This window comes from Paraburkholderia sp. CI3 (assembly GCF_050436505.1).
GTDB classification, from domain to species: Bacteria; Pseudomonadota; Gammaproteobacteria; order Burkholderiales; family Burkholderiaceae; genus Paraburkholderia; species Paraburkholderia tuberum.
In genome coordinates this window covers 858,222-881,035 of sequence record NZ_JBNDMI010000002.1, presented here as the reverse complement: position 1 = coordinate 881,035, position 22,814 = coordinate 858,222, and the positions used below count along the sequence as shown (strand labels likewise).

Sequence of the window (22,814 nt, the reverse complement as noted above, 5' to 3'; positions counted from 1 at the left end):
TGGCCCGGCAAACCCGCTTAGACTAAAGGTTTGCCCGGTTATCCCGCGGCGCGCGGACGACCGCTACAACAGGCCTGCAGAGGCCGTCTTCAAGGACCCGTCATGTTCGACCATATTCCCGCCTATCCGGGCGACCCGATTCTGAGCCTGAACGAAGACTTTCAGCTGGACCCCCGGCCGAACAAGGTCAACCTCAGCATCGGCATCTATTTCGACGACGCCGGCAAGCTGCCGGTGATCGACGCGGTGCGCCGCGCCGAAACCGCGCTGCTCGACGCGATCGGCCCGCGCTCGTATCTGCCGATGGCGGGTCTGCCGCTCTATCGCGACACCGCGCAGGCGCTCGTGTTCGGCGCCCGCAGCGCGGCGCGGGCCGAAGGCCGGATCGCGACGCTGCAAACGCTCGGCGGCTCGGGCGCGCTGAAGGTCGGCGCCGATTTCCTGAAACGCTATTTCCCCGGCTCGCAAATGTGGATCAGCGATCCGAGCTGGGAAAACCATCGCGTGGTGTTCGAAGGCGCGGGCCTCACGGTCAACACCTATCCGTACTACGACGCGCAAACGGGCGGCCTGCGCTTTGCCGAAATGCTCGCCGCAATCGACACGCTGCCGGAAAAGAGCATCGTGCTACTGCACGCGTGCTGCCATAACCCGACGGGCGTCGATCTGAGCCCGTCGCAATGGGCGGAACTGGTGCCGGTTTTGCAGCGCCGCAAGCTGATCGCATTCGTCGACATGGCCTACCAGGGTTTCGGCGCGGGCCTCGAAGAAGACGCCGCGCCGGTGCGCCTGCTCGCCGACGCGAACGTGCCGCTGATCGTCGCGAACTCGTTCTCGAAGAATTTCTCGCTTTACGGCGAGCGCGTCGGCGCGTTGAGCGTGGTCTGCAAGAGCGCCGACGAAGCGGCGCGCGTGGCGGGCCAGCTGATGTCGGCGGTGCGCGCGAACTACAGCAATCCGCCGACGCACGGCGCGCGCCTCGTCGCCAACGTGCTCGCCGATGCGACGCTGCGCGCGTCGTGGGAAGCCGAGCTCGGCGCGATGCGCGAGCGCATTCTGGCGATGCGCAACGTGATCCATGCCGGGCTCGACGGACGCGTCGATGAAGTGATGCGCGCGCGCTATGTCGCGCAGCGCGGCATGTTCACGTATACGGGCCTGTCCGAAAGCCAGGTCGAGCGTCTGCGCAACGAATACGCGGTGTACGTGCTGCGCTCGGGCCGCATGTGCGTCGCCGGGCTGAACGCGCGCAACGCGGACTATGTCGCGTCGTCGATCGCGGCGGTGGTGTCGGGCGCCTGAAGCGGTCCCGCGCTCGGGCCGCTGTTGCGGCACGCGTGAATATGATGGGCGGCGCGCACGGGGGCGCCGTCACAACGACAATTTTGGAGACACCGACGATGGCCACGACCCTCGAAGCGCAACCGGCGAGCCCGCCCAGATCTGCCGCGATGCATCCGGACGAATGGCAGGCGCGCGTGCAACTCGCCGCCTGCTACCGGATTTTCGATCTGCTCGGTTGGACCGAGATGATCTACAACCACATCACGCTGCGGGTGCCAGAAAGCGTCAGCGGCCCGGAGCGCCAGTTCCTGATCAATCCGTTCGGGCTGCACTACAGCGAAGTGACCGCGAGCAATCTGGTGAAGATCGACGCGCAGGGGCGCGTGCTCGACGGCTCGCCGCATCTGGTGAATCCGGCTGGCTTCGTGGTGCATGCGGCGATTCACGAGGGCTTGCCCGACGCGCACTGTGTGATGCATACGCATACGACGGCGGGCGTCGCGGTCGCCTGCCTCGAAGAGGGCCTGCAGCAGACCAACTTCTATAGCGCGCAGTTGCACGACCGGATCGCGTATCACGACTTTGAAGGCATCACGATTCATGCGGAAGAGGGGCCGCGGCTGCTCGCGCATATCGGCGACAGACAGGCGGTGATCCTGCGCAACCACGGTCTGCTATCGTGGGGCCGAACATTGCCGCAGACCTTCGCGATTCTGTGGACGCTGAATCGCGCGTGCGAAGTCCAGGTGGCGACGTTCTCGATGGGCCGCGCTCGGCCGGTGCCGGAGGAGGTCGCGATTCGCTGCTCGCGCGACGCGCTGCAGTTCGATCCGCGCCACGGCGCCGGACAGGACGTGTTCGATGCGCTGGTGCGGCGGGTCGACCGGATCGATGCGAGTTTCCGGCAATGATTGAAGCCACGCGTAAACGAGCGCGACAATCAACGCTGCAATAGTCACAGCAACAGGCAAGGATTCAGGCGATGAAAGTAGCGATCTACGGCGCCGGCTCGATCGGCGGCTGGATGGGAGTGAAGCTCGCGCAGGCGGGCCATCGGGTCAGCGTGGTCGCGCGCGGCGCGACGCTCGACGCGGTGCGCCAGCATGGTTTGCGGCTGATCGAAGGCGGCGTGATCTACGCCGAGCAGGTGAAGGCGAGCGACAAGCCGGCCGATCTCGGCGTGCAGGAACTCGTCGTGATCGCGGTGAAGGGCCCGGCGATGGCGACCGTGGCCGCGCATATCAAACCGCTGCTCGGCCCCGAGACGATCGTGCTGACGGCGATGAACGGCGTGCCGTGGTGGTTCTGCGAGGGCCTGGGCGGCGAACTCGCCGGCCAGCGCCTGAAGACGATCGATCCCGACGGCGCGATCACCGCCGCGATCCCGGCCGCGCAGACGGTCGGCTGCGTCGTGCATGCCAGTTGCCTGATCGACGCGCCCGGCGTGATCCGGCATCACCAGGGCAACGGGCTGATCGTCGGCGAGGCGTCGGGCAAGCCGAGCGAGCGTGTCGAGCTGCTCGCCGCGCTGTTGCAGGCGGCGGGCTTCCATGCAACGGCTTCGGCGCAGATCCAGCGCGACGTGTGGTTCAAGCTGTGGGGCAACATGACGATGAACCCGGTCAGCGCGATCACCGGCGCAACGACCGACCGGATCCTCGGCGACGAACTCGTGCGCGGTTTCGTCACGCACATCATGCTGGAGGCGAAGGAAATCGGCGCGCGCTTCGGCATCCCGATCGACCAGGCGCCCGACGACCGTCACGCGGTCACGCTGAAACTCGGCGCGATGAAGACATCGATGTTGCAGGACGTGCAGGCCGGCAAGGCGGTCGAACTCGATGCGCTGGTCGGCGCGGTGCGCGAACTCGGGCAACTGACGCGCGTGCCGACGCCCTATACGGATGCGTTGCTCGGACTCGCGCGGCTGCATGCGAGTACGTTGGGCTTGTATCCGAGGCAGTGAGGTTGTCGTTAAGCCCTCGGTTCGAAGAACGAAGAAACGCCGCGCGTTGACCGCGCGGCTTTATTTGGGGTAACGAATTATCGAGGAATGGTGAGAAGCGTAAACACGTCAAGGTTACGTTTGACGTGCGCCTGCTACCAGATCAAGCAGGGGTTTTTTGGGATGATGACTTGATGCACAATCGCGCTTCCTCGACTGACTGTGAGGCACGATGACTTCACTTTCTGACGGCTCTCACCGCGACATTCGCGAAAGGCGACACGGACGGTTCTTTTGGTGGAGCCTGAACAAATCGTTCTACCTTCACATCGAGTCTCCCCATATGTTGGACGTTGACCGGTGGTTCCATTTTGCATTGCCGGCCCGCGAACCCCGCGAGACACTCAGCGACATCATGCAGGGCATGGCGGAGGCGCACGCAGCGTGGCTGCAATACGCCCCCTCCGTGCTGCTGTCCCATCAGTCGCACGAATTGCGCGACATGCTCGGCCGAAGCAATAACGTCTTTCACATGAACAGGATGAACGACCATGCTGTAGCAAAGGCCCTCTACAACGAAGTGAAGAACTGTAGCCTGCTCTTTGTGCCTGACCGGGACGAGATGCGCAAGTGTGTGCGGGCGATACGGGAGCAGCGGGAAAGGAGTTCCACGGCAGCGTCCGCGCGCGCACAACAACCGGCCGACGCCGACATCGCCAGCTCGCTCTATGGCAACAGCCCACGCGTGCCGCAAAATCTCGGCGGTGCACAACCGTTCGTCTACAAGCCGGATGCGTTGAGCGATGACATTGAACAGCTCGCGAAATCGACGAACAACCCTCGCTATGCTGCAAAGATGCTCGGGTATCACCAGGACACTTTCGGGGAAATTCTCCACAGGTTCAAGCCCGACAACGGGCTTGGGCCTGCCGATAACGTCATCTGGCATGACAACGGCGATGTGTATTTTAACGGTGACTACATCGCAAACTTTCACGATTGGGCTAACTAACTGGGGGCCGCCAATGACAAATCTCCCTCTTGCATACGCGACGTTTCACGTCATGGGCGATGCAGTCGAGCCCACCTTCTGGACAGAGTATTTTGGATTGTCGCCCGACACGGCCATAGCGAAAGGAGAGCCCTTTGTGACGCCATCAGGGCGTCTTGGCGGTCCCGGACGTGTCGGCTTGTGGGGCGTGAGCAGCAAGCGGCACGTACACAGCGATGACCTCAGCCCGCATCTTCGCTATCTCACCCAAAGACTAAATCTTACTCGCGGCGATCTTCCAAAAGTCGTCGCCGAAAAAGGCGTGAGACTTCGCTTTTTCTGCTACTGGCGCAATCAAAGCGGAGATCGCGCGCCGGATATTCCACAGGATATCCGCGCGATGATGGAAGCCCTCGGCGGGACCATTGAGATTGACGAGTACCGCGATTAACGACGCAGACGCGAGTCAGAATGATCCGCTCGTTACCGCCTCCAGGGAGGCGGTTTCTTTTACCCGCGCCAGGCCGTGGCGGCAGCCGGCAGCTTCGCCGCTTCGATCAACGACAACGCGCGCCGCGAGTCGTCGAGTTCGGTCAGGCACAAGAGCGCGAGGCGCGCGAGATACAGCGACGCCTGCGCCTCGCCTTCGTGGGTCAGCGTGTTGCACAGCGTCGTATAGACGAGGTCGAGATCGGAATCGGTCATGATGTCGAAGGTCCTTGCGCGTTAGTTCTGCTGTGTCAGCGTGGCATCGAGCGCGCGCAGAACGGCCGCCGCGCTGCCGTTGCGCCAGCGCGCGAGCACGTGGCCGTCGGGGCGGATCAGATAGACGGTGCCGGGCCGTGCGCCGAGCATGTCGTGCAGGCGGCCGGTTGGGTCGATCGCTCGCGGGCTGTTTGCCGATTGCGCTTCGGCCGTGACGATATCGATCACGTTGAACGGAATGCCCCGGCTGGCTAGCGTGCTTTGCAGTTGCCGCCACGCGTCACCATCGTTCGCGTGGTCTGCGTCGAAGCGCAGCGCCGTGAAGCACGGTCCGAGCAGATCGGTTAGATGAATGCCGAGCCGTGCGCCATCTTGCGATTGTTTGAGCAGCCTGCCCTCGGGCAGCACGGTACCCGGCGCGGGGCCGCGATCGAACGCATCGGCTCCGTCGCCTGCGAAGTTCAGCGGCGATTGCCGATACGCGATCGCATGCGTCTGGCGCGGATTGATCAGCGGCCGCACCGCCTCATGTCGCTCGGCGAGCCCGAGCACGGCCGTGCGCAGCAAGTCGAACGCGAAGGTCGGCGGCGCCATGAACTCGGTACTTTTCATGCCGTAGCTCAGGTTCTCGCGCGCCGCGTACACACGTTCGTCGCTATAGCTATCGAGCAGCGCTGGCGACGCGCTCCCATTGATCACGCAGCCGAGCTTCCAGCCGAGATTGTCGGCGTCGTCGATGCCGGAGTTCGCGCCCCGCACGCCGAAGATCGGCACCAGATGCGCGGCGTCGCCCGCGAATAGCACGCTGCCATGCCGATAGCGTTCGAGCGTCAGCGCATTGGCCTTGTAGATCGTGATCCAGATCGGCGACCAAGCGCCGGCTTCGCCCATCGAGTCGAGCAAGTTTTGCACGCGCGGTATCACGTTCCCGGGCAGCACGGCGGCGTCGGGGTCTTCGTCGTCGCGTAACTGATAGTCGATGCGCCACACGTTGTCAGGCTGCTTGTGCACGAGCACCGTCGAGCCCGGATTCGACGGCGGATCGAAGTACGCGAGCCGTTCGGTCGCGCGCGTGCTGTCGAGTTCGATATCGACGATCACGTAGCGGCCTTCGTAGGTCGTGCCTGTGAGCTTCAGCCCGAGCAGGTCGCGGATCGTGCTGCGTCCGCCGTCGCAGGCGACGACCCACGCAGCGTCCATCTGCCAGCTTTTGCCTTGCGGATCGGCAGGATCGGCGCTGCGCAAGGTCAAGGTCGCGCCGCCCTGCGGCCGTTGCTCGAGGCCCGTCACACGCGTTTGCCAGCGCACGTCGATCAGATCGGCGTGCCGTTCGATCTCGTCGAGCAGCAACTGCTCGATCTGATACTGCGCGATATTGATCATCGGCGGCAGCGACTGCTCGTCGTCCTGATGCATCGCGAAGCGGAACACCTCGGTGTCGCGATAGAAACTGCGCCCGCCGGTCCACGCCAGCCCCTTTTGCAGAAAACCGTCGACGACGCCGAGCCGCTTGAAGATTTCGAGGCTGCGTCGCGAGATGCAGATCGCGCGGCTGCCGGTGCACACGCTGTCGTCCGCCTCGATCAGCACCGAGCGCACGCCCTGGCGCGCGAGCGCAAGCGCGAGCGTCATGCCGACCGGACCGCCGCCGACGATCGCGACGGCGCGCGCTTGTGGATCGCGTCCGTCGATGAGCGGCGGCACCGCGGCCGGATAGCGGCGCGGGGCGAACGGATAGGGCTTGAACGGGCGGGTCATGCGTGTCTCCAGTTTTCCTGCGTTATCGGTGCAGTATGCGTCGGCGTTCGCGCGCGGCTGTCCTCATTTTGGGTACAGCGCCGCGCGCGAGCGTGAGGAGTGGGAGAGACCTGGACCTTCGCCGCTCGTTAGCCGTCCAGACAGACGCGCAAGCTCCGCGCGAGATGGCCCGCTTCACCTGCATTGGCGATGTTTGCAAAGCCCATCACAACGCCACGCGGCGTGCTACGCGTGCGACCATTCGCGTACCAGACCGAGAGCGGCAGAACGGCGAGCCCCGCTTCGCGGGCGCGCGCCGCAACCGCGACGTCGTCGACCGGGCCATCAGGGCCCTCGACGAACTGTGCCGCGAACTGGATTCCCCCTGGCGGCAGTTCGACGATCAGCCGTTCGCCGAACGCCTGCTCCAACGCGCGCACGATCAGCACGCGCCGCTCGGCGTATAACGCACGCATGCGCTTCAGATGTCGCGCAAAATGCCCCCGCTCGATGAAGTCGGCCAAAGCGGCCTGCAACACGGTTGGCGATCCGGCGTTCATGCTGCGCGCCACCCGCCCGACGCGCTCGACGGCCCGCTCCGGCACCACCGCATACGCGAGCCGCAAGCCGGGAAACATCACCTTGCTGAATGTGCCGCAGTAGATCACGTGATCGCGACGATCGAGGCTCTTCAATGCCGGCAATGGCCGGCCCAGATAGCGGAACTCGCTGTCGTAATCGTCTTCGACGATCCAGCTGGACGCTTGCTCTGCCCAGCCCAGCAACGCCATGCGTCGGGGGAGCGATAACGTGTGCCCGAGCGGGCTCTGGTGCGACGGCGTGACCAGCGCGAAGCGCGCCTGCGGATCCAGCCGTGTGCCGTGTTCGACGTCGATCCCATCTTCGTCCACCGGCACTGCGACGAGCTGCACGCCGGTTTCGGCGAGAAAACCGCGCGCGAGCAGATAGCCCGGATCTTCGTACCACACGCTGTCGTTCGGGCGGGCGAGACTGCGCAACACGAGCTCGAGCGTCGCACGGTAGCCGCCCGTCACGAACACCTGGTCCGGCAGGCAGGTCACCCCGCGCGACAGCCCAAGATACGTGGCGATGTGTTCGCGAAGCGGCCGGTAGCCGACAGGATCCGGGTACGCGAGCATCGCGCGCTCGCCGCTGCGCGCGCGATGCGAAACGAGACGATTCCAAACCTTGAGCGGAAACGCGTCAAGCGCGGGCAGCCCGGGTTGCAACGGCCGGGGCTCGCCGCTCATGGCGGCGGCAATGGCAAGCTGGCGCGGCGCCGGTCGAGCGCCGTGCGATTCGGCTGGCGTCTGAGCTGCGGTAGCCGCTTTAACGCTCTGCGTGCTGTTCGAACTCTTTGTGCTTTGCGTACGCGAGCGCGTCACTGAAGCGGGCAGCGAGGGCGACACGAACGTGCCAGCCGCACCGCGCATCTGGAGGTAGCCTTCGTCGACGAGGACCGTATACGCCAGTTCAACCGTGCCGCGCGCCGTGTTCAGTTGCGTAGCGAGGCTGCGCAGCGCGGGCACGCGATCGCCTGGACGCAGATGCCCTGCGGCGATCGCGGTTCTGAAGCGCGCGCAGATCTGCAGGTAGATCGGCAACTGTAGCTGCCGATCGATATCGACGGTGAATGCGGTAGGCGATACGGTCATCACAGTCTTGCCGGCAAGCAGACCGGAATCAGGATGTCCTGGTCCGATCGACAATTCTTGGCACTTTTCGATAGTTCATGATCTTCTCACAATAGCCTCACACGATGCGACGGCGGCGAGTTCTTTCCCGCGATGCAACGGCCGCCAGCCGCCTGCCCTTGTCAACTGACTCTCATCTGGAGAATGTGCCATGAAGATCGTCGTAATCGGTGGTTCCGGCCTGATCGGCTCGCGCCTCGTCACGCTGCTCGGCGAGGCGGGTCATGAGGCACTTGCTGCGTCGCCGCGTACCGGTGTGAACGCCGTGACGGGGGAAGGTCTGAGCAACGCGCTAGCAGGCGCGGACGTCGTAGTGGATGTGGCGAACGCGCCTTCCTGGGAGCCTCAGGCGGTGCTCGACTTTTTCCGCACCTCGACGCGCAACCTCGGCAAAGCCGAAGTGGCTGCAGGGGTACGCCATCACGTCGCGCTTTCCATCGTCGGCTGCGACCGCACGCCGGAAAATGCGTATTTCGTTGCCAAGGTCGCGCAGGAAGAGGCGATTGAAGCGGCGGGCGTGCCCTATACGATCGTGCGCGCGACCCAGTTCATGGAATTCATCGGCGCGATTGCTGATTCCGGCACAGAAGGTGGGACGGTGCGCGTTGGGGACGGACTGTTCCAGCCGATAGCCGCGGACGACGTCGCAGCGATCCTCGCGCAGGTCGCTCTCGCCACGCCACTGAACGGCACAGTCGATATCGCGGGCCCGGACCGTGAACCGTTTGCCGCCATCATCAGACGTTATCTGAAGTCCGTCAGCGACCCGCGCCCTGTTGTGACGGATCAGGGTGCGCGCTATTACGGCGGCCGCGTCGAGGAACAGTCGCTCGTACCGCTCGGCGAGGCGCGAATCGGCCGCGTGAGCCTGGACGAGTGGCTGGCGCAAACTGAAAAGGGGTGATTTCAGGTCGATGCGAAAGCAGAATCAGCATGGCGAGGCTTCAGCCGGTTTTGCTGGCTGATTCGGCTTCCATATTCTTCGCCGCGCCCCGCGAAAACCGCATTTGATATTCGCTCGGGGACAATCCGGTCTTGCGCTTGAACAATTGCCGAAACGTGCTGATATCGCCATAACCGACACGTTGACTCACCGCCTCGAGCCCAATTGGCCGCGTTTCCAGCAAGCGTTTTGCGACCTCGATGCGCAGATTTTGCAGATACGTCAACGGCGCCAGCCCGACCGCTTCCTTAAAACGGCGATTGAGCGTGCGTTCGCTGACAGCAAGCGACGCTGCCAGATCGCTCAAACGGAATCCCTGCTGCAACGTAGCCTCCATCTGCTGCTGGGCGCGCGCGACGAGCGTGTCGGTATGCCCATGTTCGTCGAGAAGCGTTGCAAAGGAAGCCTGCGAAGTCCGGTTCATGTCGATCAGCAGCGCCTTCGCGGTCATCGCGGCGAGTTTTTCGCCGGCGAATGTTTCCACGAGCCGCACGGCGAGATTCAGATACGACGTCACGGACCCGCCAGAGATGATGCCGTCCTGCTCGATCAGCAGTTCCTGTGCGCGAACTTCGACACGCGGATAGCGGCGCCCGAAGTCCGACGCTCTCGCCCAGTGCGTCGTTGCGGCGCGGCCATCCAGCAGGCCGGCCTCGGCGAGCAGATAATTGGCCGTGCAATAAGCCGCCAGCACGGCGCCGGCCTTGCGTTGGCGCCGCAGCGCGGAAGACAGCGCGTTCAACTGCTCGCGGCGCCCCATGAACTCGTCGATGTTCGAGAAAAACGGTGCCGTCAGCAGAACGGCATCCGCCCGTTTGCGCGGGTCGATCTTTCCGTCGACGTGAACGGTCTGACCCGACGCAGCCGTGACGGGATGTCCGTCGAGTGATTCCACCCGCCATACGAACACGGGCGCGGATGTCGTGCCCGGTCCAGCCTTGCGCGTATGGAACTGATTGGCCGCGCTGAAGACATCAACAGGGCCCGCGACGCCGGACGCGAGGATTCCGTCATAGACCCAGATGCGGACGATGGCCATTTGCGTGTCTGAAATTCCCTGAATAATGGCGATGCTGCCACTTCTGGCCGCACCAGTAAACCCCGATCATGGCCACATTCAATGAACTGCAAGCAGGAGCAGAACCATGCCAATGATCGATGCACTGTGGCCCGAGGACGCCTTGACGCCCGAGTCCGAAGCTCGCCTCGTCAAGGAACTGACCGACATCCTGATCGAGGCGGAAGGGTACGATCCCGCCAGTCCGCTCGCCCAGCGTGTCACCGTGTTCCATCTTCATCGGCCTGCGGCGATCTACATCGGCGGTGAACGCACGAACACGATCCGCTACCGGATCATTCCGTCTGCACCTGAGGGGCAATACACCGACGAATCGCGCCGCTCGCTCGTCAGACAGGTCACGGAAGCAGTGGCGCGCGCGGAGAACCGGCAGTTCGACGACGTCGCGCCGCGCGTCTGGGTCTTCCCAACCGAGATACCGGATGGCGCCTGGGGGACGCGCGGCGCGATCTGGATGCTGCCCGATATTCATGCGCTGCTGGCGGGCGAGTCGGAGCGCGACGCGGGCGTTGGACGGCTTGCGCGACGCCGCCTCGAAAAAGCGCGCATCACGCTCGAAGCATTGCTCGATGCCGCTGGCGCTGGCGCTGGCGCTGGCGCTGGCGCTGGCGCTGGCAGCACGAGCAAACCATAACCGGAGCGCCCAGCATGAAATTCAACGACACAGCCCCCGTCATGGCATCCGCTGGCGCTCCGCCGCTCTGGCTAACGAGCCTCGCTGAAAACGCGACGCTCGAAGCCTCCGTGCTGAAGCGTCCGATCGAAGGACGAGCCGATATTCTCTCCGTGATCAAACACGCGGTCTCGCTGTACGAATTCCAGCATCACAGCTACAAGGGCACGATTGGCGACGGTTTATATATGGAATCCTATCGCTCGCAGATCCAGGGGGTGCCGATCGAGACGGTGGTCGTCGCGCATATGAACGGGCAAGGCGAGACGGAGTCCGTGGTCATCAATCATCGCCCACTCAATGCGATGCTGCTGTTTTCGAAACTGATGGGGGAGTGCGTCGAAGAGCGCTTGCGCGATTGCTATCTGACGGGACCGGAAGCAGCGGCGCTGAATATGGTTCAGCCGCTGTTCGGAGCCGAATGATGAAACGGCTTCTTCCTGATTTGACAACAGCCTCCGTGCTGGTCGCTTCTGCTGGAGTTTCCATGGCGCATACCACTCAGATGCCAACCACGCCAACCACGAAGATATTGGCGATTGGCACCTTTCCGCCGGGCACGGACATGCAACTTGTCCAACACTTCCTTCCGAGCGAGGCTCGCGAGACGGCGCAGCTCTACCTCGAGGGCAAGATTGATCAGTGGTATTCACTGCAAGACCGGGCTGGGGTGGCGTTCATCCTGAACGTTACCGACGTAACTCAAGCGCATGAAATGCTTGAGGCCCTTCCTTTAGGGAAAGCGCACTTGATGACATTCTCACTGCTCCCAATTGGCCCACTGAAGCCGTTGAGTAAGCTTTTGAATTCGCCTTCCCCCCAGCAATGAAGTGCAATTTACCTGGCGCAATTTCGCACTAAAACGGGAACCACGATCATGTTCAAACCTGTACCGGAGACGACAGTCTTCTCCGCAGTAACTGCGGGCATTTCAGCATGCAGCATTGTGCCCACGTCGTCCTCGTCGGCGCCGAAGGTTGAAGTCGGCGAGGTGCAGGTCAATCCTGACATCAAGCTGCGTCATATGGTCTATCGGCCCGCGCATCCAAAGGGTACGGTACTGTTCCTGCACGGCTTCCCGGAGACGATGTATGCGTGGAAGCCTATTGCCGAGTCCCTGTCCAGCGACTACGAGGTGCATGCGTTTGACTGGCCGGGCTACGGACAGTCCTCGCGTCCAGGCGCCGATCGCTTTTCCTACGCGCCGAAGGATTATGCGCATGTGCTGGAAGACTATATCCGCACTTCTGGCATCGACAGTTCGAAGCTGTTGATTTATGCGACCGATATCGGGGCCTTGCCTGCGCTGCTGGCAGCATTGGAGCAGCCGAATATCGCCAGGCAAATCATTGTTGGCGATTTTGCCCCGTTCAACCGCCCGCAGTACATGTACGAAAGCCTGCAGGGCCTGAAGTCAAAGCCATCGTCTGACGCCGTGCGTGCCGCGATGAACCAGAACCGTGACGAAATCCTGGCAAACACGTTCTTCCGCGGCATGTCGGCGAAGGAGCGCTACGCATTGTCCGAGGAGTTCAAGGACGATATGGCGAAAGGGTGGGGCGGTGATGTCACGTCGGCAGACGCCTTCTTCCACTACTACTCGTACTTCACCCGCGACCAGGACTACTTCGAAGCCAACATGGCAAAGCTGAAGGTCCCCGTGAAGGTGGTGTGGGGCGAGCAGGATTTCTATATCAAGAAGGAAATGGGCGTTGAGTACGCGAACCGTAACGGTGTGAAGCTTTCGATTTTTCCTGAACTCGGCCATTTTCCGCATCTGCAAGCGCCTGAACAGACGGTGAGCGAAGTTCGGGCCGCGTTTAGCGCGGGCAATCCTGTGAGTGACTAGAGCGGGTGCGCCGTCGATGCAGAGGCGGTTTCCGAAGGTTCGACTATGTTGCCGCCGACGATGAATGCCATTCAGGTAACATCGAAAACATGGATATCGGCGGCTTTGATCTCAATCTGCTGAAGGCGTTCGACGCGCTTTATGCTGAGCGTCGTACATCAGCCGCCGATCGGACTGCCCCGCTGGACGCTCGCGATGATGTGGCATCGACGTTTATGCCGCTGGTTTCGCGAATACATCCTTGAACACGGGCATCGCCGAAAAGACGTTCGGCCAGCCTGCGTAAAAGGCGAGCTGCGTCAGCATTTCGCACGCCTCGTCCTTCGTCAGACCGTTGTCCATGGCACGGCCGAGGTGATACGGAATCTGCGCGACCTGACCGCTGGCAACCAGGGCGCTCACCGTGACGAGGCTCCGGTCGCGTGGAGCGAGTCCTGGACGCAGCCAAAGGTCGCGGAACAGCACATCGGTCGTGTACTGAACAACGCCGGGAGCGACCGACCCGAAGCTTTGCTCGACCGCCTGAGCGCGCTGTTGCTCTGCGACTTCGTTCAGTGGTAGCGGCTCGACCTCGGCCCGAGGGACCTGATCGATACCGATGCCACGTTCATCGAAGATACGCTTCGCGACGACAGCCGCCGCGGTCGCGTTTCCCCAGCCGGAATAGAAGGCGAGGTGCGTGATCATTTCCGAAATCTCGGCAGGCTTCACACCGCTATCCAGCGCCAAGCGGAGATAGAACGGCATCTCGATGGTCTGGTTGCGGGCGATGAGCACCGACAGCGTCACGATGCTCCTGTCTCGCGGTGACAGTTGCGGCCTCTTCCAGAGGCCGCCGAGCACGGTCTGGCTCGTATAACGCGCGAATGCCGGAGAAACGAGAGTGAGATCAACTTGTGACAATGGATCTTGCATGTTTCCAGTCCTTTCGATTGAGGTACAGGCAGCGAAGAACCGCATTACACCTGCTCGCCGCTGCCGAGGTACTGCTCGTCCGTGACCTTCTCCAGCCATTCGACGTTCTTGCCGTCGAGCGCTTCCTGAATGGCGATATGTGTCATCGCGGTCGTCGAAGTTGCGCCATGCCAATGCGTGTGGCCAGGCGGGCACCAGATCACGTCACCAGCCCGGATTTCGACGCGCGGCTCGCCTTCGCACTGGGTCCAGCCACAGCCGGCCGTAACGATCAAAGTCTGGCCGAGCGGGTGGGTATGCCAGTTAGTCCGTGCTCCCGGCTCAAAAGTGACGCTCGCGCACGAAACGCGTGCCGGCGGAGGCGGAGCGTTCAGCGGGTCGAGCCGCACCGTGCCCGTAAACCATTCTTCAGGGCCTTTCTTCGAGGGCTGGGTGCCCGCACGTTTCAATTCCATGACTGTTCCTCGTCGGTATCGTCTGGGCGATATGCCACTGCAGCTAATCTAACTCCTGGTAATTGATGCGACTAGATGGCAATATCGGGATGCCCTTATGCTGTGGAGCATTAATTGAAAGAGGATTTCAACGATCTGGTCGGCTTCATGAACGTCGCGCGTGAGCGCAACTTCACGCGGGCGGCCGCGCAACTGGGAGTCTCGCAGTCGGCCTTGAGCCGGACGGTTGCCGGCCTTGAAAAGCGGATGGGCCTTCAGTTACTGATGCGCACTACCCGGAGTGTCTCGTTGACGGAGGCAGGCGAACGGCTACTGGCGGCGATTGCACCGCGCTTTCAGGAAATCGAAGCGGAGGTCGATTCTTTGCGCGCGATGACGAGCCGCCCAGGCGGAACTGTCCGGATCACGACCACCGACTACGCGGCAAACTCGTACGTTTGGCCGCGTCTGCAACCGTTGCTGCGCCAGTATCCGGATCTGAAGATTGAATTGGTCAATGACTACGGGTTAGCCGACATCGTCGCGGATCGGTACGACATCGGCGTGCGGCTAGGCGACCAGGTGGCCAAAGACATGATCGCGGTGCGAATCGCGCCTGACATGACGATGGCAATCGCGGGCTCTCCAGGCTACCTGCAATCGACCGCACCGGCGAAGACGCCGCAGGATCTAACGCTGCACAACTGCATCAATCTCCGATTGCCAACGCGAGATTCACTGCTCCCGTGGGAGCTACGGAAGGGGCGGCGAGAACTGCAGGTGCGGGTCGAAGGGCAGCTCACCTTCAATAGTGTCTACCAGATGATGGACGCAGCGCTTGGCGGGTTTGGGCTCGCGTACGTGCCCAAAGACCTGGCTGAGGTGCATGTCCGGGCCGGGCGCTTGAATTGGGTGCTGGAAGACTGGTTTCCCACGTTCGTCGGACATCACGTCTATTACCCTGGTCGCCGCAAATCATCCCGGGCAGTCGAGCTTGTGGTGGACGCATTGAAGAGCGGTTATCAGCGTCGAGCGCAGTGACCGCCAAATGGCGATCACGACGCAGATTTTCACCACTGCGGTCACGGCGTCAGCCCACCCAGCCTCAGCCGGCGCTGGCCGTCTGCGACGGCTGCCGCATGGGCTGCCCAGCCGTCGCCGCGTGACATGCCTCGATCATCGCGCGGAACGTCGGCGACGCATGCAGCTCGCCGCCCGCATCGAGTTCGACGCTGCCGTCCGGCGCGTCGCCGACGCCGACGCCGACCAACAGCGTCGCGCGTGGCCGCCATTCGCGCGTGCGCCGCAGCATGTTGCGCAGGTACAGCGGCGACTCGGGCGCGTCGAGCGACACGATGCAGATGATCGACGTGTCCTTGAAGCTCGGCTCGTCGGCGCGTGCGCTGCGATAGCCCGAGTGCGTCGCCATCAGCGGCGCGAAGCCCTGGCGGTTCAGCAGTTGCACGGCGATCGCGGTCGTCACTTCGTCGAACGCGCCGCGGCCGGGCACGCACAACACCGCGGCCTTGCCCGCTCCGTCCGGCTGTTGCGAGCGCATGAGCAGATCGCTGCGGTATCGCTCCGTGGCACCCGCGCCCGGCGACGCCAGATCCGGCGTCCCGGCAAGCAGCGCGTTACCCGCGTCCGCCGGTTCGGCGGGCGACAGCGAATCGCGCAGCCCTTCGGCGATATCGAGGTTCTCGACGATATCGACGAGCGCGTCGTTGATCCGCTGCAACTGGTCGGGCATCAGCACGCCGCGCTGCGCGTCGTTGCGCGCGAGCCGCAGGCCTTCGAGCGCGACCTTGTCGTAGTAGTCGATCAGCGACATCTCGCGCAGCAGCCGTTCGGCCTGCACGATCGCCTCGTGCGGATCGTCGGCGAGCAGGCGCTGATAGAAGTTCTGCGCGGGCGTCAACGCGGGCTGATCGCCGAGCAGCACGGTCAGGAAGTTCAGCCGGTCCGCGTAGCGCCCGAGCGTGACGACGCACAGCGTGAGCGGCGTCGACAGCACGAGGCCGATCGGCCCCCACAGCCAGCTCCAGAAAATCGCCGCGACCACCACCGCGAGGGGTGACAGGCCCGAGCGATGACCGTACAGCAGCGGCTCGGCGATCTGCCCGGCGACCACGTCGACGACGATGAACAGGATCAGCGTGAGGACCGCCATCGTCCATTGCGGCTGGATCGCGGCCGCGAGAAAGAATGCGAGGATCGCCGCGATCCAGATGCCGATGTACGGCACGAAGCGCAGCAGCGCGGCGATCACGCCGAACAGCAGCGCCCCCGGTACGCCGATGATCGCGAGCCCGATCGCGATGATGCCGCCCGCGCTCAGATTCACGCCGAGCTGCGCGACGAAATAGCGTGACAGGCGCCCGGCGGCGTCGTTGATCGCGGTAGTCGTGCGGTGCAGGTCGCGCGAACCGAACAGGCTGATCAGACGGTCGCGCAAATCCTCGCGCTGCAACAGGATGAAGATAGTCACGACTAGCACGATGAAGGTCGTCTCGAGCGGCGCGATGGCCGGCGTCAGCGCGCGCTGCGCGAGTTGCACAGGCGTCGGCGCGGGCTCGTGCACCTCGACCTGTTGCGGCACCTGCGGCGCGTTGCGCGCGGCGCGGCCGGTCGGGCGTGGCGGCGCGGGGCGCGATGGCGCCACGCGCTGCAGCGCGCTGGCAGCGCTGCTCATCAGGGCGTCGGCGCGGCCCACGGTCTTTTCCTGCACCGTTTCGATCTTCTGCTCGATCGCTTCCTGGTACTGTGGCAGCGCGTCCGCGAGCTGCACGAGCTGCGCGCCGATCAGCGCGCCGACCGCGAGCAGCGAGGCGAGAGCGAACAGCACCGCGATGAAGATCGACGGCAACTGGCCCATGTGCAGACGCCGCAGCATCTGCACGAGCGGCGCGAGCAGGAAGCTCAGCAGCACCGATAACGTGATCGGAATCAGTATCTCCCGCCCGAAGTACAGCCCGCACACGACCACCACGCCGGTGATCAGCGACACGAGGCCATGCAGGCCCGGCGTGCCCGGCGGGTAAACGCGGTTGGGCCGCCCATCATGCGGCGGCGGTAGCGATATTTTCATGTAAGCAGAATTCCGGTTGGGACGCGTTGACGACCGAGCGGAGCACTGGTCGTCAGCAAGACAGATGCCCGAATTGTAGGTGGTTTGGCGGGAGGGGGCTCACGCGTGGCTGCGCGTTGAGTCGCTCAATGCGCTCGAGTCGTCAGCCGACATGCACCCGCAGCATCTCCAGCCACAGCGAACTCACATACAGCAACAAGCCGATAAATCCGCCGACGATCGTCCCATTGATGCGGATGTACTGCAGATCCTTGCCGATATTCATCTCGACCTGGTGCGACATCTCGTGCGCGGGCCAGTTCTTCACCGTATCGCTGATATGGCGTGTGAGGAACCGCGCGAAGTCCGGCGCCATCGCGCGCGCCGCTTCCTCGAGGTGATCGTTCAGCGATTGCCGCAGCGCTGGATCGCGCGCGAGTTCGCGGCCGACCCACGCGCCCATCGCGGCGACACGCGCATGCAGTGCCGAATCGGCGCTTTGCAGATCGCGCTTGAGCCACGCGCGCAGCTCGCCCCACATGTCCTTCACGTAGCTGCCGAAAGCCTCGCCTTCGACCAGATAGCGCTTCAGTGCTTCGCCTTGCTGCAGGAACACGGGATCGGTCTTCAGCCGCACGATCAGCTTCTGCACCGCGTGGTCGAACTTGTCGCGCAGCTCGTGCGTGGGGTTCTCCGCGATCTGTTCGAGCATACGGTTCGCGGCGCTCGCGATCGCCTCCGCCCCCTTGTCGCCGAGCCATACCGACGGCAGAAACTTCTCGATCGTCGGATACTCGCTTTTCACCCAATCGACGATGCGCGCGGCAATGAATTCGCGCGCCGGCGCCTCGCGCAGCACCGCGATCACCTGATCGATCGCGGTGTCGAGCAGTTCCTGATGGCGGCCGTCGCGCGTCAGCGTGTCGAGAATCGCGCCGAGCGATTGCGACAGATCGACCTTCGCGAGCACGTCGCGCAACCCGTCCCTGATGAAGTTCTGAATGCGCGCGTCGTCGGCCACGTCGAGGATGCCGCCGGTGAGCCGCACCACGTAGTCGCCGAGGCGCGCGGAGTTGGCCGATTCGCTGAGCCACGCGGTGATGGTCTGCGCCGGATCATGCCGGCGGATCAGACCGACCAGCGACGGCACATCGAGAAACTTGTCCTGCACGAAGTGCGCGAGGTTGTCGGCGATCTTGTGCTTGTTGCGCGGGATGATCGCGGTGTGCGCGGACACGAGCGGAATCGGCACGCGGCGAAACAGCGCCGCGACCGCGAACCAGTCGGCGAGCGCGCCGACCATCGCGGCCTCGGCGACGGCCTTGATGCCGTCGACCCACAGGCCGCGCGGCAGGAATGCGGCGACGACGAAAACGCAGGCGGCCGCGAGCAGCAGCAGTAAAGGCGTGCGCTTGGCCTTCTTCAGTTCGGTGGTCTTGTCCATCGGGCGCGGTTGATCGTGTCGGGCGGGGGCTGGAAAGTCGGCGGGCTCGGCCGGTTCGGTTGCAATGATGCGGTACGGCCCGCGCGCGCGTCCAGCCTGGATACGCGAGCGCAATACGCGCCGGCGCTTCGGCAAGGTAACATTCGCGATTGGGCTCTTCGGCGAAATCAACGCAAGAGGACGCAACGCAATCGCAATGGAGGCACAGTGATCAGGTTTCTGCACACCGCGGACTGGCAGATCGGCACGCAATTCGGTCAGTTCGAACCGGACGAGGCCACGCATCTCGCCCAGGCGCGCTTCGACACGGTGCGCCGCATCGCCGAAGAAGCGGCCGCGCGCAACGTCGACGCGGTGCTCGTCGCGGGCGACGTGTTCGATCTGCAGACGGTGTCGGACACCGTGATCCGACGTTTGTTCGCCGCGCTGCAAGCGTTTTCCGGAGCGTGGATCATGCTGCCGGGCAATCACGACGCGGCGCTCGTCGAAAGCGTGTGGACCCGCGCGCAGCGGCTCGATTGCGTGCCGCCGAACGTGCGCCTCGTGCTCGAAGCCGGCGTCGTGCTGCTCGACGCGTGCCGTTGCGCGCTGCTGTGCGCGCCGCTCACGCAGCGCATCACCTACGACGACACCACCGCGTTCTTCGATTCCACCGATACTCCGCCCGGCTATCACCGCGTGGGGCTCGCGCATGGCAGCGTCGGCGGCATTCTGCAAGACGGCATCGATTCGTCGAATCCGATCGCGCCGACGCGCGCCGCCAGTGCGCGGCTCGACTATCTGGCGCTCGGCGACTGGCACGGCCATCTGCGCGTCGACGAACGCACGTGGTACGCGGGCACGCACGAGCAGGACCGTTTCCGCGCGAACGAGCCGGGCTTCGTCCTCGACGTTACCGTCAGCGATCCCGGCGCGGTGCCGCAGGTCGCCGCGGTGCGGGTCGGGCAATACCGGTGGCATCGCTGGGACGAGACGATTTCGGTGCCGACCGATGTCGATGCATTGAAAACCCGCCTCGCCGAACTCGGCGCGAATGACGTGCTGCGCATCGAGGTCGGCGGCACCGCGGCGCTCGCCGATGCCGAGGCGCTGCATGTCGCGGTCGAACAGGCGCGCGCCCGCATGCGCGCGTTGCGTGCCGATCTGGGCAGTCTGCACGTGCTGCCGACCGCCGACGATCTCGCCGAACTCGGCGCGCAAAGCGGCTATCTCGCGAAGGTGGTCGCGCGGCTGCGCGGCCTGCAGGAAGACGCGCAGGCCGATCCGCAAGAGGCGCGGCGCGCGGCCGAGGCGTTGCTGCTGCTGGCGCGTTTTCAGCGCGACCAGCGGCAACGCGATTCGCAGGCCGCACCACCCGCGCAGACGCGCGAGCGGCAGCAACCTGAAGCGCCGCGTGAAGGAGCCCCCGCATGAAGCTGCAACGTATCGCGATTCAGGAATTCAGGCAGTTCGGCGGCCAGATCGTGATCGACGATCTGCAGCCCGGTCTCAATCTGTTCATCGGCCCGAACGAGGCCGGCAAAAGCACGATTGCCGAGGCGGTGCGCACGGTGTTCCTCGAACGCTACAAGGCGTCGCATCTGAAAGACCTGTTGCCGTGGGGGCTCGCGAGCGGGCAGCCGTCGGTCGAGGTCAGCTTCGAGCTCGATGGTGTGACGTGCCGTCTGTCGAAGCAGTTCGTGTCGCGTCAGCGTTGCGAGCTGAGGATCGGCCAGGCCGTGTATAGCGAGGATGAAGCCGAAGACAAGCTCGCCGCGCTGCTCGGCTTCTCGCGCGCGGCGCGCGGTCCGATGAAAGCCGAGAACGCCGGCGTGCCGGGTCTGTTGTGGGTGCAGCAAGGCGGCACGCAGGAGATGCGCGATTCGACCGGGCACGCGGCGCAGTATCTGCGCGACGCGCTCACGCAACTGTCGGGCGGCCGCGAAGCGGGCGGCGAGGACGCGCTGATCGCGGCCGTGCAGCGCGAGCTGCGACAACTGCTGACCGCGCGCACGCAGAAGTCGACCGGGCCGTTCGCCGAGGCGGAGCAGAAGCTCGCCTCGCTGATCGCGAGCCGCGACGAGCTGCAACAGCAGCGCCAGCAGTTCGACGACAACATCGCGCGCCTCGCCGCCCAACAGCAGGCATTCGACGACGCCGAGCGCAGGCGACCGTGGGAGCTTCACGAGCAGAAGGCCGCGCTCGCGCAGCAACGTGCCGCGGCGGTCGAACAACTCGAACGCGGTCTCGAAGGGCTCGCGCAGTCGCTGAAGATCGGCGAGGCCGAACTCGCGTTGTCGGTGCAGCAGGAGCAGGGCGCGCTCGAACTGGAGGCGGCCATCGCGCGCGAACGCGAGCAGCTCGACGCGGCGCGCGTCGAGGTCGCGGCCGCGCAAACCGCGCATGCGCAGGCGCAAAGCCGTGTGGCGCAATTCGAGCAGGCAGCGGGCGAGGCGAACCGCGCGCTCGAACTCGCGAACGCGGCCGTGACCGCCGCCGATCTGCGCAGCCAGGTCGATTTCTATCGGGCGGAGAGCCAGCGGCTCGAAGCGTCGATCGGCGAGGCGGACAAGGCGAACGCGGCGGTGTTGCAGGCCGCGCGCGAGGCGGCGGCGCTCGAACTCGACGACGCGCAGTTCAAGCGCCTCGTCGCGCTCGACGGCGAACTGACCGTGTTGCGCGCGCGGACCGAAGCGGCGATGACGCGCATCGAGTACAGCTTGAATGGCGAATTGAGCGTCGGCGATCAGACGATCAGCGGCAGGGGCGTGCTGCATGTCGACGATGAAAAGCGCATCGGCCTCGGGAAGCTCGGCGAACTGCGCGTGATTCCGGGCGTGTCCGATCTGTCCGCGCGGTTGTCGGAGCTGGCGTCGCTCGAGGCGAAGCACGCGCAGTTGCTGCGCTCGCTCGGCGTCGCGTCGGTGGGCGATGCGCAGGCGCGTCACGAGCAATGGAAAACGCTGGTCGCGCAACAGAAGAGCCAGGCGAGGATTCTCGAGGTGCACGCGCCGCAAGGCATCGATGCGTTGCGCGCGGCGCTGGCATCGACGGCGGCGCGCTTGCAGGCGTCGAGCGAGCGCCTTGCCAGTCTGCCCGACGTGTCCGCGGCGGCACCGCTCGACGACGCGCGCCGCAACGCCGACATCGCGCGCGACGCGTTGGAGACCGCGCGCAAGGTGCTCGCGCAGGCGGCGGGCGCGCAATCCAGCGGCGTTGCGAAGGCCGATTCGCTCACGGCGCAGTTGCAGCGTAAAGAAGCGCAGCTGCACGACGAAGCGTTTCGGCGCAAGCGCGCGCAGTGGCAGGCGCATATCGTCGAGCAACGCGTCAAGGTCGATGCGCTGAAGAACCAGCGCGGCGAGCGCGAGCGCGAACTCGATGCGGCGCGTCTGGACGACCCCGTGGCGGAGGCGAAGCGCTATCGCGCATCGGCGGACCTCGCGCGCAACGAGCAGCACGAGCGTCAACTGCGGATCGCGGAGCTGCGTAGCCAGCTCGAAACGATGGGCGCATCGGGCCTCGGCGAACGGCTTGCCGCGCTCGAAGCCCAGGTCGAGCAGGCCACGCGTCGCAAGGACGAACTGCGCCTGCGCGCGAGCGCGCTCAGTCTGCTCGACGAAGTGCTGGTCGACGAACGCGACGCCGCGCTCGCCCAACTGCGTGCGCCGTTGACCGAGCGGGTCGGTCACTACCTGAAGCGGCTTTTTCCGCAGTCGAGCCTCGCGCTCGGCGACGATCTGATTCCGGCGATGCTCGATCGCGACGGCCGCGCGGAACTGCTCGATGCGCTCAGCTTCGGCACGCGCGAACAGCTCGGCATCCTGACGCGGCTCGCGTACGCGGATCTCTTGCAGGCCTCAGGCCGGCCGACTCTGCTGATGCTCGACGATGCCGCGGTACACACCGATGCCGCGCGCCGCGACGCGCTCAAACGCGCGTTGATCGACGCGGCGACGCGGCATCAGATTCTGGTGTTCACGTGCCATCCGGAGTTGTGGGACGACCTGGGCGTCAGGCAGCGGGCGGTGCAGGATCTGAAGGTGGCGTGAGCG

The 22,814-nt window shown here is 64.5% G+C and carries 21 protein-coding genes; 13 read left to right on the top strand and 8 right to left on the bottom strand.

All coding sequences use genetic code 11. The annotated features are described in order from the left end of the window. Positions 1–102: 102 nt before the first annotated feature. From OKW29_RS06925 to OKW29_RS06905, 5 genes are all read left to right on the top strand, one after another. The gene (locus OKW29_RS06925) at positions 103–1,302 is read left to right on the top strand and encodes an aromatic amino acid transaminase (protein ID WP_429290460.1); all 1,200 of its coding nucleotides are present in this window, start codon (positions 103–105) and stop codon (positions 1,300–1,302) included. 98 nt (positions 1,303–1,400) lie between these two features. Continuing rightward, complete coding sequence (locus OKW29_RS06920; RefSeq protein WP_429290459.1) at positions 1,401–2,195, top strand: class II aldolase/adducin family protein; 795 nt, start codon at positions 1,401–1,403, stop codon at positions 2,193–2,195. A 71-nt stretch (positions 2,196–2,266) separates the two neighbouring features. Then, positions 2,267–3,250, top strand: coding sequence for a 2-dehydropantoate 2-reductase (locus OKW29_RS06915; protein WP_429290458.1), 984 nt, complete (start codon positions 2,267–2,269; stop codon positions 3,248–3,250). 211 nt (positions 3,251–3,461) lie between these two features. Further along, positions 3,462–4,241 (top strand): hypothetical protein, encoded by a 780-nt coding sequence (locus tag OKW29_RS06910; RefSeq protein WP_429290457.1) that lies wholly within the window; start codon positions 3,462–3,464, stop codon positions 4,239–4,241. Positions 4,242–4,254: 13 nt separating this feature from the next. Then, positions 4,255–4,671 carry a DUF4279 domain-containing protein gene (locus tag OKW29_RS06905; protein ID WP_187619227.1) on the top strand — a complete coding sequence of 139 codons (417 nt, stop codon included), beginning with the start codon at positions 4,255–4,257 and terminating at the stop codon, positions 4,669–4,671. Between the two features lie 59 nt (positions 4,672–4,730). Here the strand turns inward: OKW29_RS06905 and OKW29_RS06900 are convergent, their stop codons facing one another. The 3 genes from OKW29_RS06900 to OKW29_RS06890 all read right to left on the bottom strand — a co-directional run bounded on the left by OKW29_RS06900 (position 4,731) and on the right by OKW29_RS06890 (position 8,338). Then, positions 4,731–4,925 (bottom strand): hypothetical protein, encoded by a 195-nt coding sequence (locus OKW29_RS06900; RefSeq protein WP_090809820.1) that lies wholly within the window; start codon positions 4,923–4,925, stop codon positions 4,731–4,733. Between the two features lie 21 nt (positions 4,926–4,946). Next, complete coding sequence (locus OKW29_RS06895; protein ID WP_429290456.1) at positions 4,947–6,683, bottom strand: FAD-dependent oxidoreductase; 1,737 nt, start codon at positions 6,681–6,683, stop codon at positions 4,947–4,949. A 128-nt stretch (positions 6,684–6,811) separates the two neighbouring features. After that, positions 6,812–8,338 carry a PLP-dependent aminotransferase family protein gene (locus OKW29_RS06890; RefSeq protein ID WP_429290455.1) on the bottom strand — a complete coding sequence of 509 codons (1,527 nt, stop codon included), beginning with the start codon at positions 8,336–8,338 and terminating at the stop codon, positions 6,812–6,814. A 190-nt stretch (positions 8,339–8,528) separates the two neighbouring features. Between OKW29_RS06890 and OKW29_RS06885 the strand changes: the two genes are divergently transcribed. Beyond that, on the top strand, positions 8,529–9,281 hold the full coding sequence (locus OKW29_RS06885) for an SDR family oxidoreductase (protein WP_429290454.1): 753 nt from the start codon (positions 8,529–8,531) through the stop codon (positions 9,279–9,281). Positions 9,282–9,321: 40 nt separating this feature from the next. Here OKW29_RS06885 and OKW29_RS06880 read toward each other — a convergent pair whose 3' ends face one another. Further along, positions 9,322–10,359: a GlxA family transcriptional regulator gene (locus OKW29_RS06880; RefSeq protein WP_429290453.1), complete on the bottom strand. Its 1,038-nt coding sequence runs from the start codon at positions 10,357–10,359 to the stop codon at positions 9,322–9,324. A gap of 106 nt (positions 10,360–10,465) precedes the next feature. Between OKW29_RS06880 and OKW29_RS06875 the strand changes: the two genes are divergently transcribed. The 4 genes from OKW29_RS06875 to OKW29_RS06860 are packed head-to-tail and all read left to right on the top strand — an operon-like array spanning position 10,466 to position 12,920. Then, entirely contained in the window at positions 10,466–11,032 is a 567-nt protein-coding gene (locus OKW29_RS06875; protein WP_429290452.1) for a tautomerase family protein, read from the top strand. 14 nt (positions 11,033–11,046) lie between these two features. Then, positions 11,047–11,496, top strand: a complete 450-nt coding sequence (locus OKW29_RS06870; RefSeq protein WP_429290451.1) for a hypothetical protein — start codon at positions 11,047–11,049, stop codon at positions 11,494–11,496. After that, positions 11,493–11,900, top strand: coding sequence for a hypothetical protein (locus OKW29_RS06865; protein WP_429290450.1), 408 nt, complete (start codon positions 11,493–11,495; stop codon positions 11,898–11,900). The genes OKW29_RS06870 and OKW29_RS06865 overlap by 4 nt, the downstream gene beginning before the upstream one ends. A gap of 48 nt (positions 11,901–11,948) precedes the next feature. Continuing rightward, positions 11,949–12,920, top strand: a complete 972-nt coding sequence (locus OKW29_RS06860) for an alpha/beta fold hydrolase (protein WP_429290449.1) — start codon at positions 11,949–11,951, stop codon at positions 12,918–12,920. Positions 12,921–13,133: 213 nt separating this feature from the next. Here OKW29_RS06860 and OKW29_RS06855 read toward each other — a convergent pair whose 3' ends face one another. After that, the gene (locus OKW29_RS06855; RefSeq protein ID WP_429290750.1) at positions 13,134–13,835 is read right to left on the bottom strand and encodes a carboxymuconolactone decarboxylase family protein; all 702 of its coding nucleotides are present in this window, start codon (positions 13,833–13,835) and stop codon (positions 13,134–13,136) included. Between the two features lie 44 nt (positions 13,836–13,879). Then, on the bottom strand, positions 13,880–14,290 hold the full coding sequence (locus OKW29_RS06850) for a (R)-mandelonitrile lyase (protein ID WP_187628123.1): 411 nt from the start codon (positions 14,288–14,290) through the stop codon (positions 13,880–13,882). A gap of 114 nt (positions 14,291–14,404) precedes the next feature. On the opposite strand from OKW29_RS06850, the gene OKW29_RS06845 reads away from it, so the two are divergent. After that, positions 14,405–15,310, top strand: coding sequence for a LysR family transcriptional regulator (locus OKW29_RS06845; RefSeq protein WP_184062369.1), 906 nt, complete (start codon positions 14,405–14,407; stop codon positions 15,308–15,310). A 64-nt stretch (positions 15,311–15,374) separates the two neighbouring features. Here OKW29_RS06845 and OKW29_RS06840 read toward each other — a convergent pair whose 3' ends face one another. Together OKW29_RS06840 and OKW29_RS06835 are read right to left on the bottom strand one after the other, a co-directional pair. Continuing rightward, positions 15,375–17,357 (bottom strand): AI-2E family transporter, encoded by a 1,983-nt coding sequence (locus OKW29_RS06840; RefSeq protein WP_429290448.1) that lies wholly within the window; start codon positions 17,355–17,357, stop codon positions 15,375–15,377. A gap of 142 nt (positions 17,358–17,499) precedes the next feature. Beyond that, on the bottom strand, positions 17,500–18,780 hold the full coding sequence (locus OKW29_RS06835) for a DUF445 domain-containing protein (protein WP_429290447.1): 1,281 nt from the start codon (positions 18,778–18,780) through the stop codon (positions 17,500–17,502). 207 nt (positions 18,781–18,987) lie between these two features. Between OKW29_RS06835 and OKW29_RS06830 the strand changes: the two genes are divergently transcribed. After that, positions 18,988–20,193: a metallophosphoesterase family protein gene (locus OKW29_RS06830; protein ID WP_429290446.1), complete on the top strand. Its 1,206-nt coding sequence runs from the start codon at positions 18,988–18,990 to the stop codon at positions 20,191–20,193. Beyond that, the gene (locus OKW29_RS06825) at positions 20,190–22,811 is read left to right on the top strand and encodes an AAA family ATPase (RefSeq protein ID WP_429290445.1); all 2,622 of its coding nucleotides are present in this window, start codon (positions 20,190–20,192) and stop codon (positions 22,809–22,811) included. The genes OKW29_RS06830 and OKW29_RS06825 overlap by 4 nt, the downstream gene beginning before the upstream one ends. Positions 22,812–22,814: the final 3 nt, after the last annotated feature.

What these genes read in the sequence shown, in the direction of transcription:
- OKW29_RS06905 (WP_187619227.1), top strand. Translation starts at nt 4,255, where the DNA reads ATGACAAATCTCCCTCTTGCATACGCGACGTTTCACGTCATGGGCGAT.
- OKW29_RS06885 (WP_429290454.1), top strand. Translation starts at nt 8,529, where the DNA reads ATGAAGATCGTCGTAATCGGTGGTTCCGGCCTGATCGGCTCGCGCCTC.
- OKW29_RS06925 (WP_429290460.1), top strand. Translation starts at nt 103, where the DNA reads ATGTTCGACCATATTCCCGCCTATCCGGGCGACCCGATTCTGAGCCTG.
- OKW29_RS06870 (WP_429290451.1), top strand. Translation starts at nt 11,047, where the DNA reads ATGAAATTCAACGACACAGCCCCCGTCATGGCATCCGCTGGCGCTCCG.
- OKW29_RS06900 (WP_090809820.1), bottom strand. Translation starts at nt 4,925, where the DNA reads ATGACCGATTCCGATCTCGACCTCGTCTATACGACGCTGTGCAACACG.
- OKW29_RS06860 (WP_429290449.1), top strand. Translation starts at nt 11,949, where the DNA reads ATGTTCAAACCTGTACCGGAGACGACAGTCTTCTCCGCAGTAACTGCG.
- OKW29_RS06895 (WP_429290456.1), bottom strand. Translation starts at nt 6,683, where the DNA reads ATGACCCGCCCGTTCAAGCCCTATCCGTTCGCCCCGCGCCGCTATCCG.
- OKW29_RS06840 (WP_429290448.1), bottom strand. Translation starts at nt 17,357, where the DNA reads ATGAAAATATCGCTACCGCCGCCGCATGATGGGCGGCCCAACCGCGTT.
- OKW29_RS06865 (WP_429290450.1), top strand. Translation starts at nt 11,493, where the DNA reads ATGATGAAACGGCTTCTTCCTGATTTGACAACAGCCTCCGTGCTGGTC.
- OKW29_RS06835 (WP_429290447.1), bottom strand. Translation starts at nt 18,780, where the DNA reads ATGGACAAGACCACCGAACTGAAGAAGGCCAAGCGCACGCCTTTACTG.
- OKW29_RS06915 (WP_429290458.1), top strand. Translation starts at nt 2,267, where the DNA reads ATGAAAGTAGCGATCTACGGCGCCGGCTCGATCGGCGGCTGGATGGGA.
- OKW29_RS06920 (WP_429290459.1), top strand. Translation starts at nt 1,401, where the DNA reads ATGGCCACGACCCTCGAAGCGCAACCGGCGAGCCCGCCCAGATCTGCC.
- OKW29_RS06880 (WP_429290453.1), bottom strand. Translation starts at nt 10,359, where the DNA reads ATGGCCATCGTCCGCATCTGGGTCTATGACGGAATCCTCGCGTCCGGC.
- OKW29_RS06850 (WP_187628123.1), bottom strand. Translation starts at nt 14,290, where the DNA reads ATGGAATTGAAACGTGCGGGCACCCAGCCCTCGAAGAAAGGCCCTGAA.
- OKW29_RS06875 (WP_429290452.1), top strand. Translation starts at nt 10,466, where the DNA reads ATGCCAATGATCGATGCACTGTGGCCCGAGGACGCCTTGACGCCCGAG.
- OKW29_RS06825 (WP_429290445.1), top strand. Translation starts at nt 20,190, where the DNA reads ATGAAGCTGCAACGTATCGCGATTCAGGAATTCAGGCAGTTCGGCGGC.
- OKW29_RS06855 (WP_429290750.1), bottom strand. Translation starts at nt 13,835, where the DNA reads ATGCAAGATCCATTGTCACAAGTTGATCTCACTCTCGTTTCTCCGGCA.
- OKW29_RS06910 (WP_429290457.1), top strand. Translation starts at nt 3,462, where the DNA reads ATGACTTCACTTTCTGACGGCTCTCACCGCGACATTCGCGAAAGGCGA.
- OKW29_RS06890 (WP_429290455.1), bottom strand. Translation starts at nt 8,338, where the DNA reads ATGACCGTATCGCCTACCGCATTCACCGTCGATATCGATCGGCAGCTA.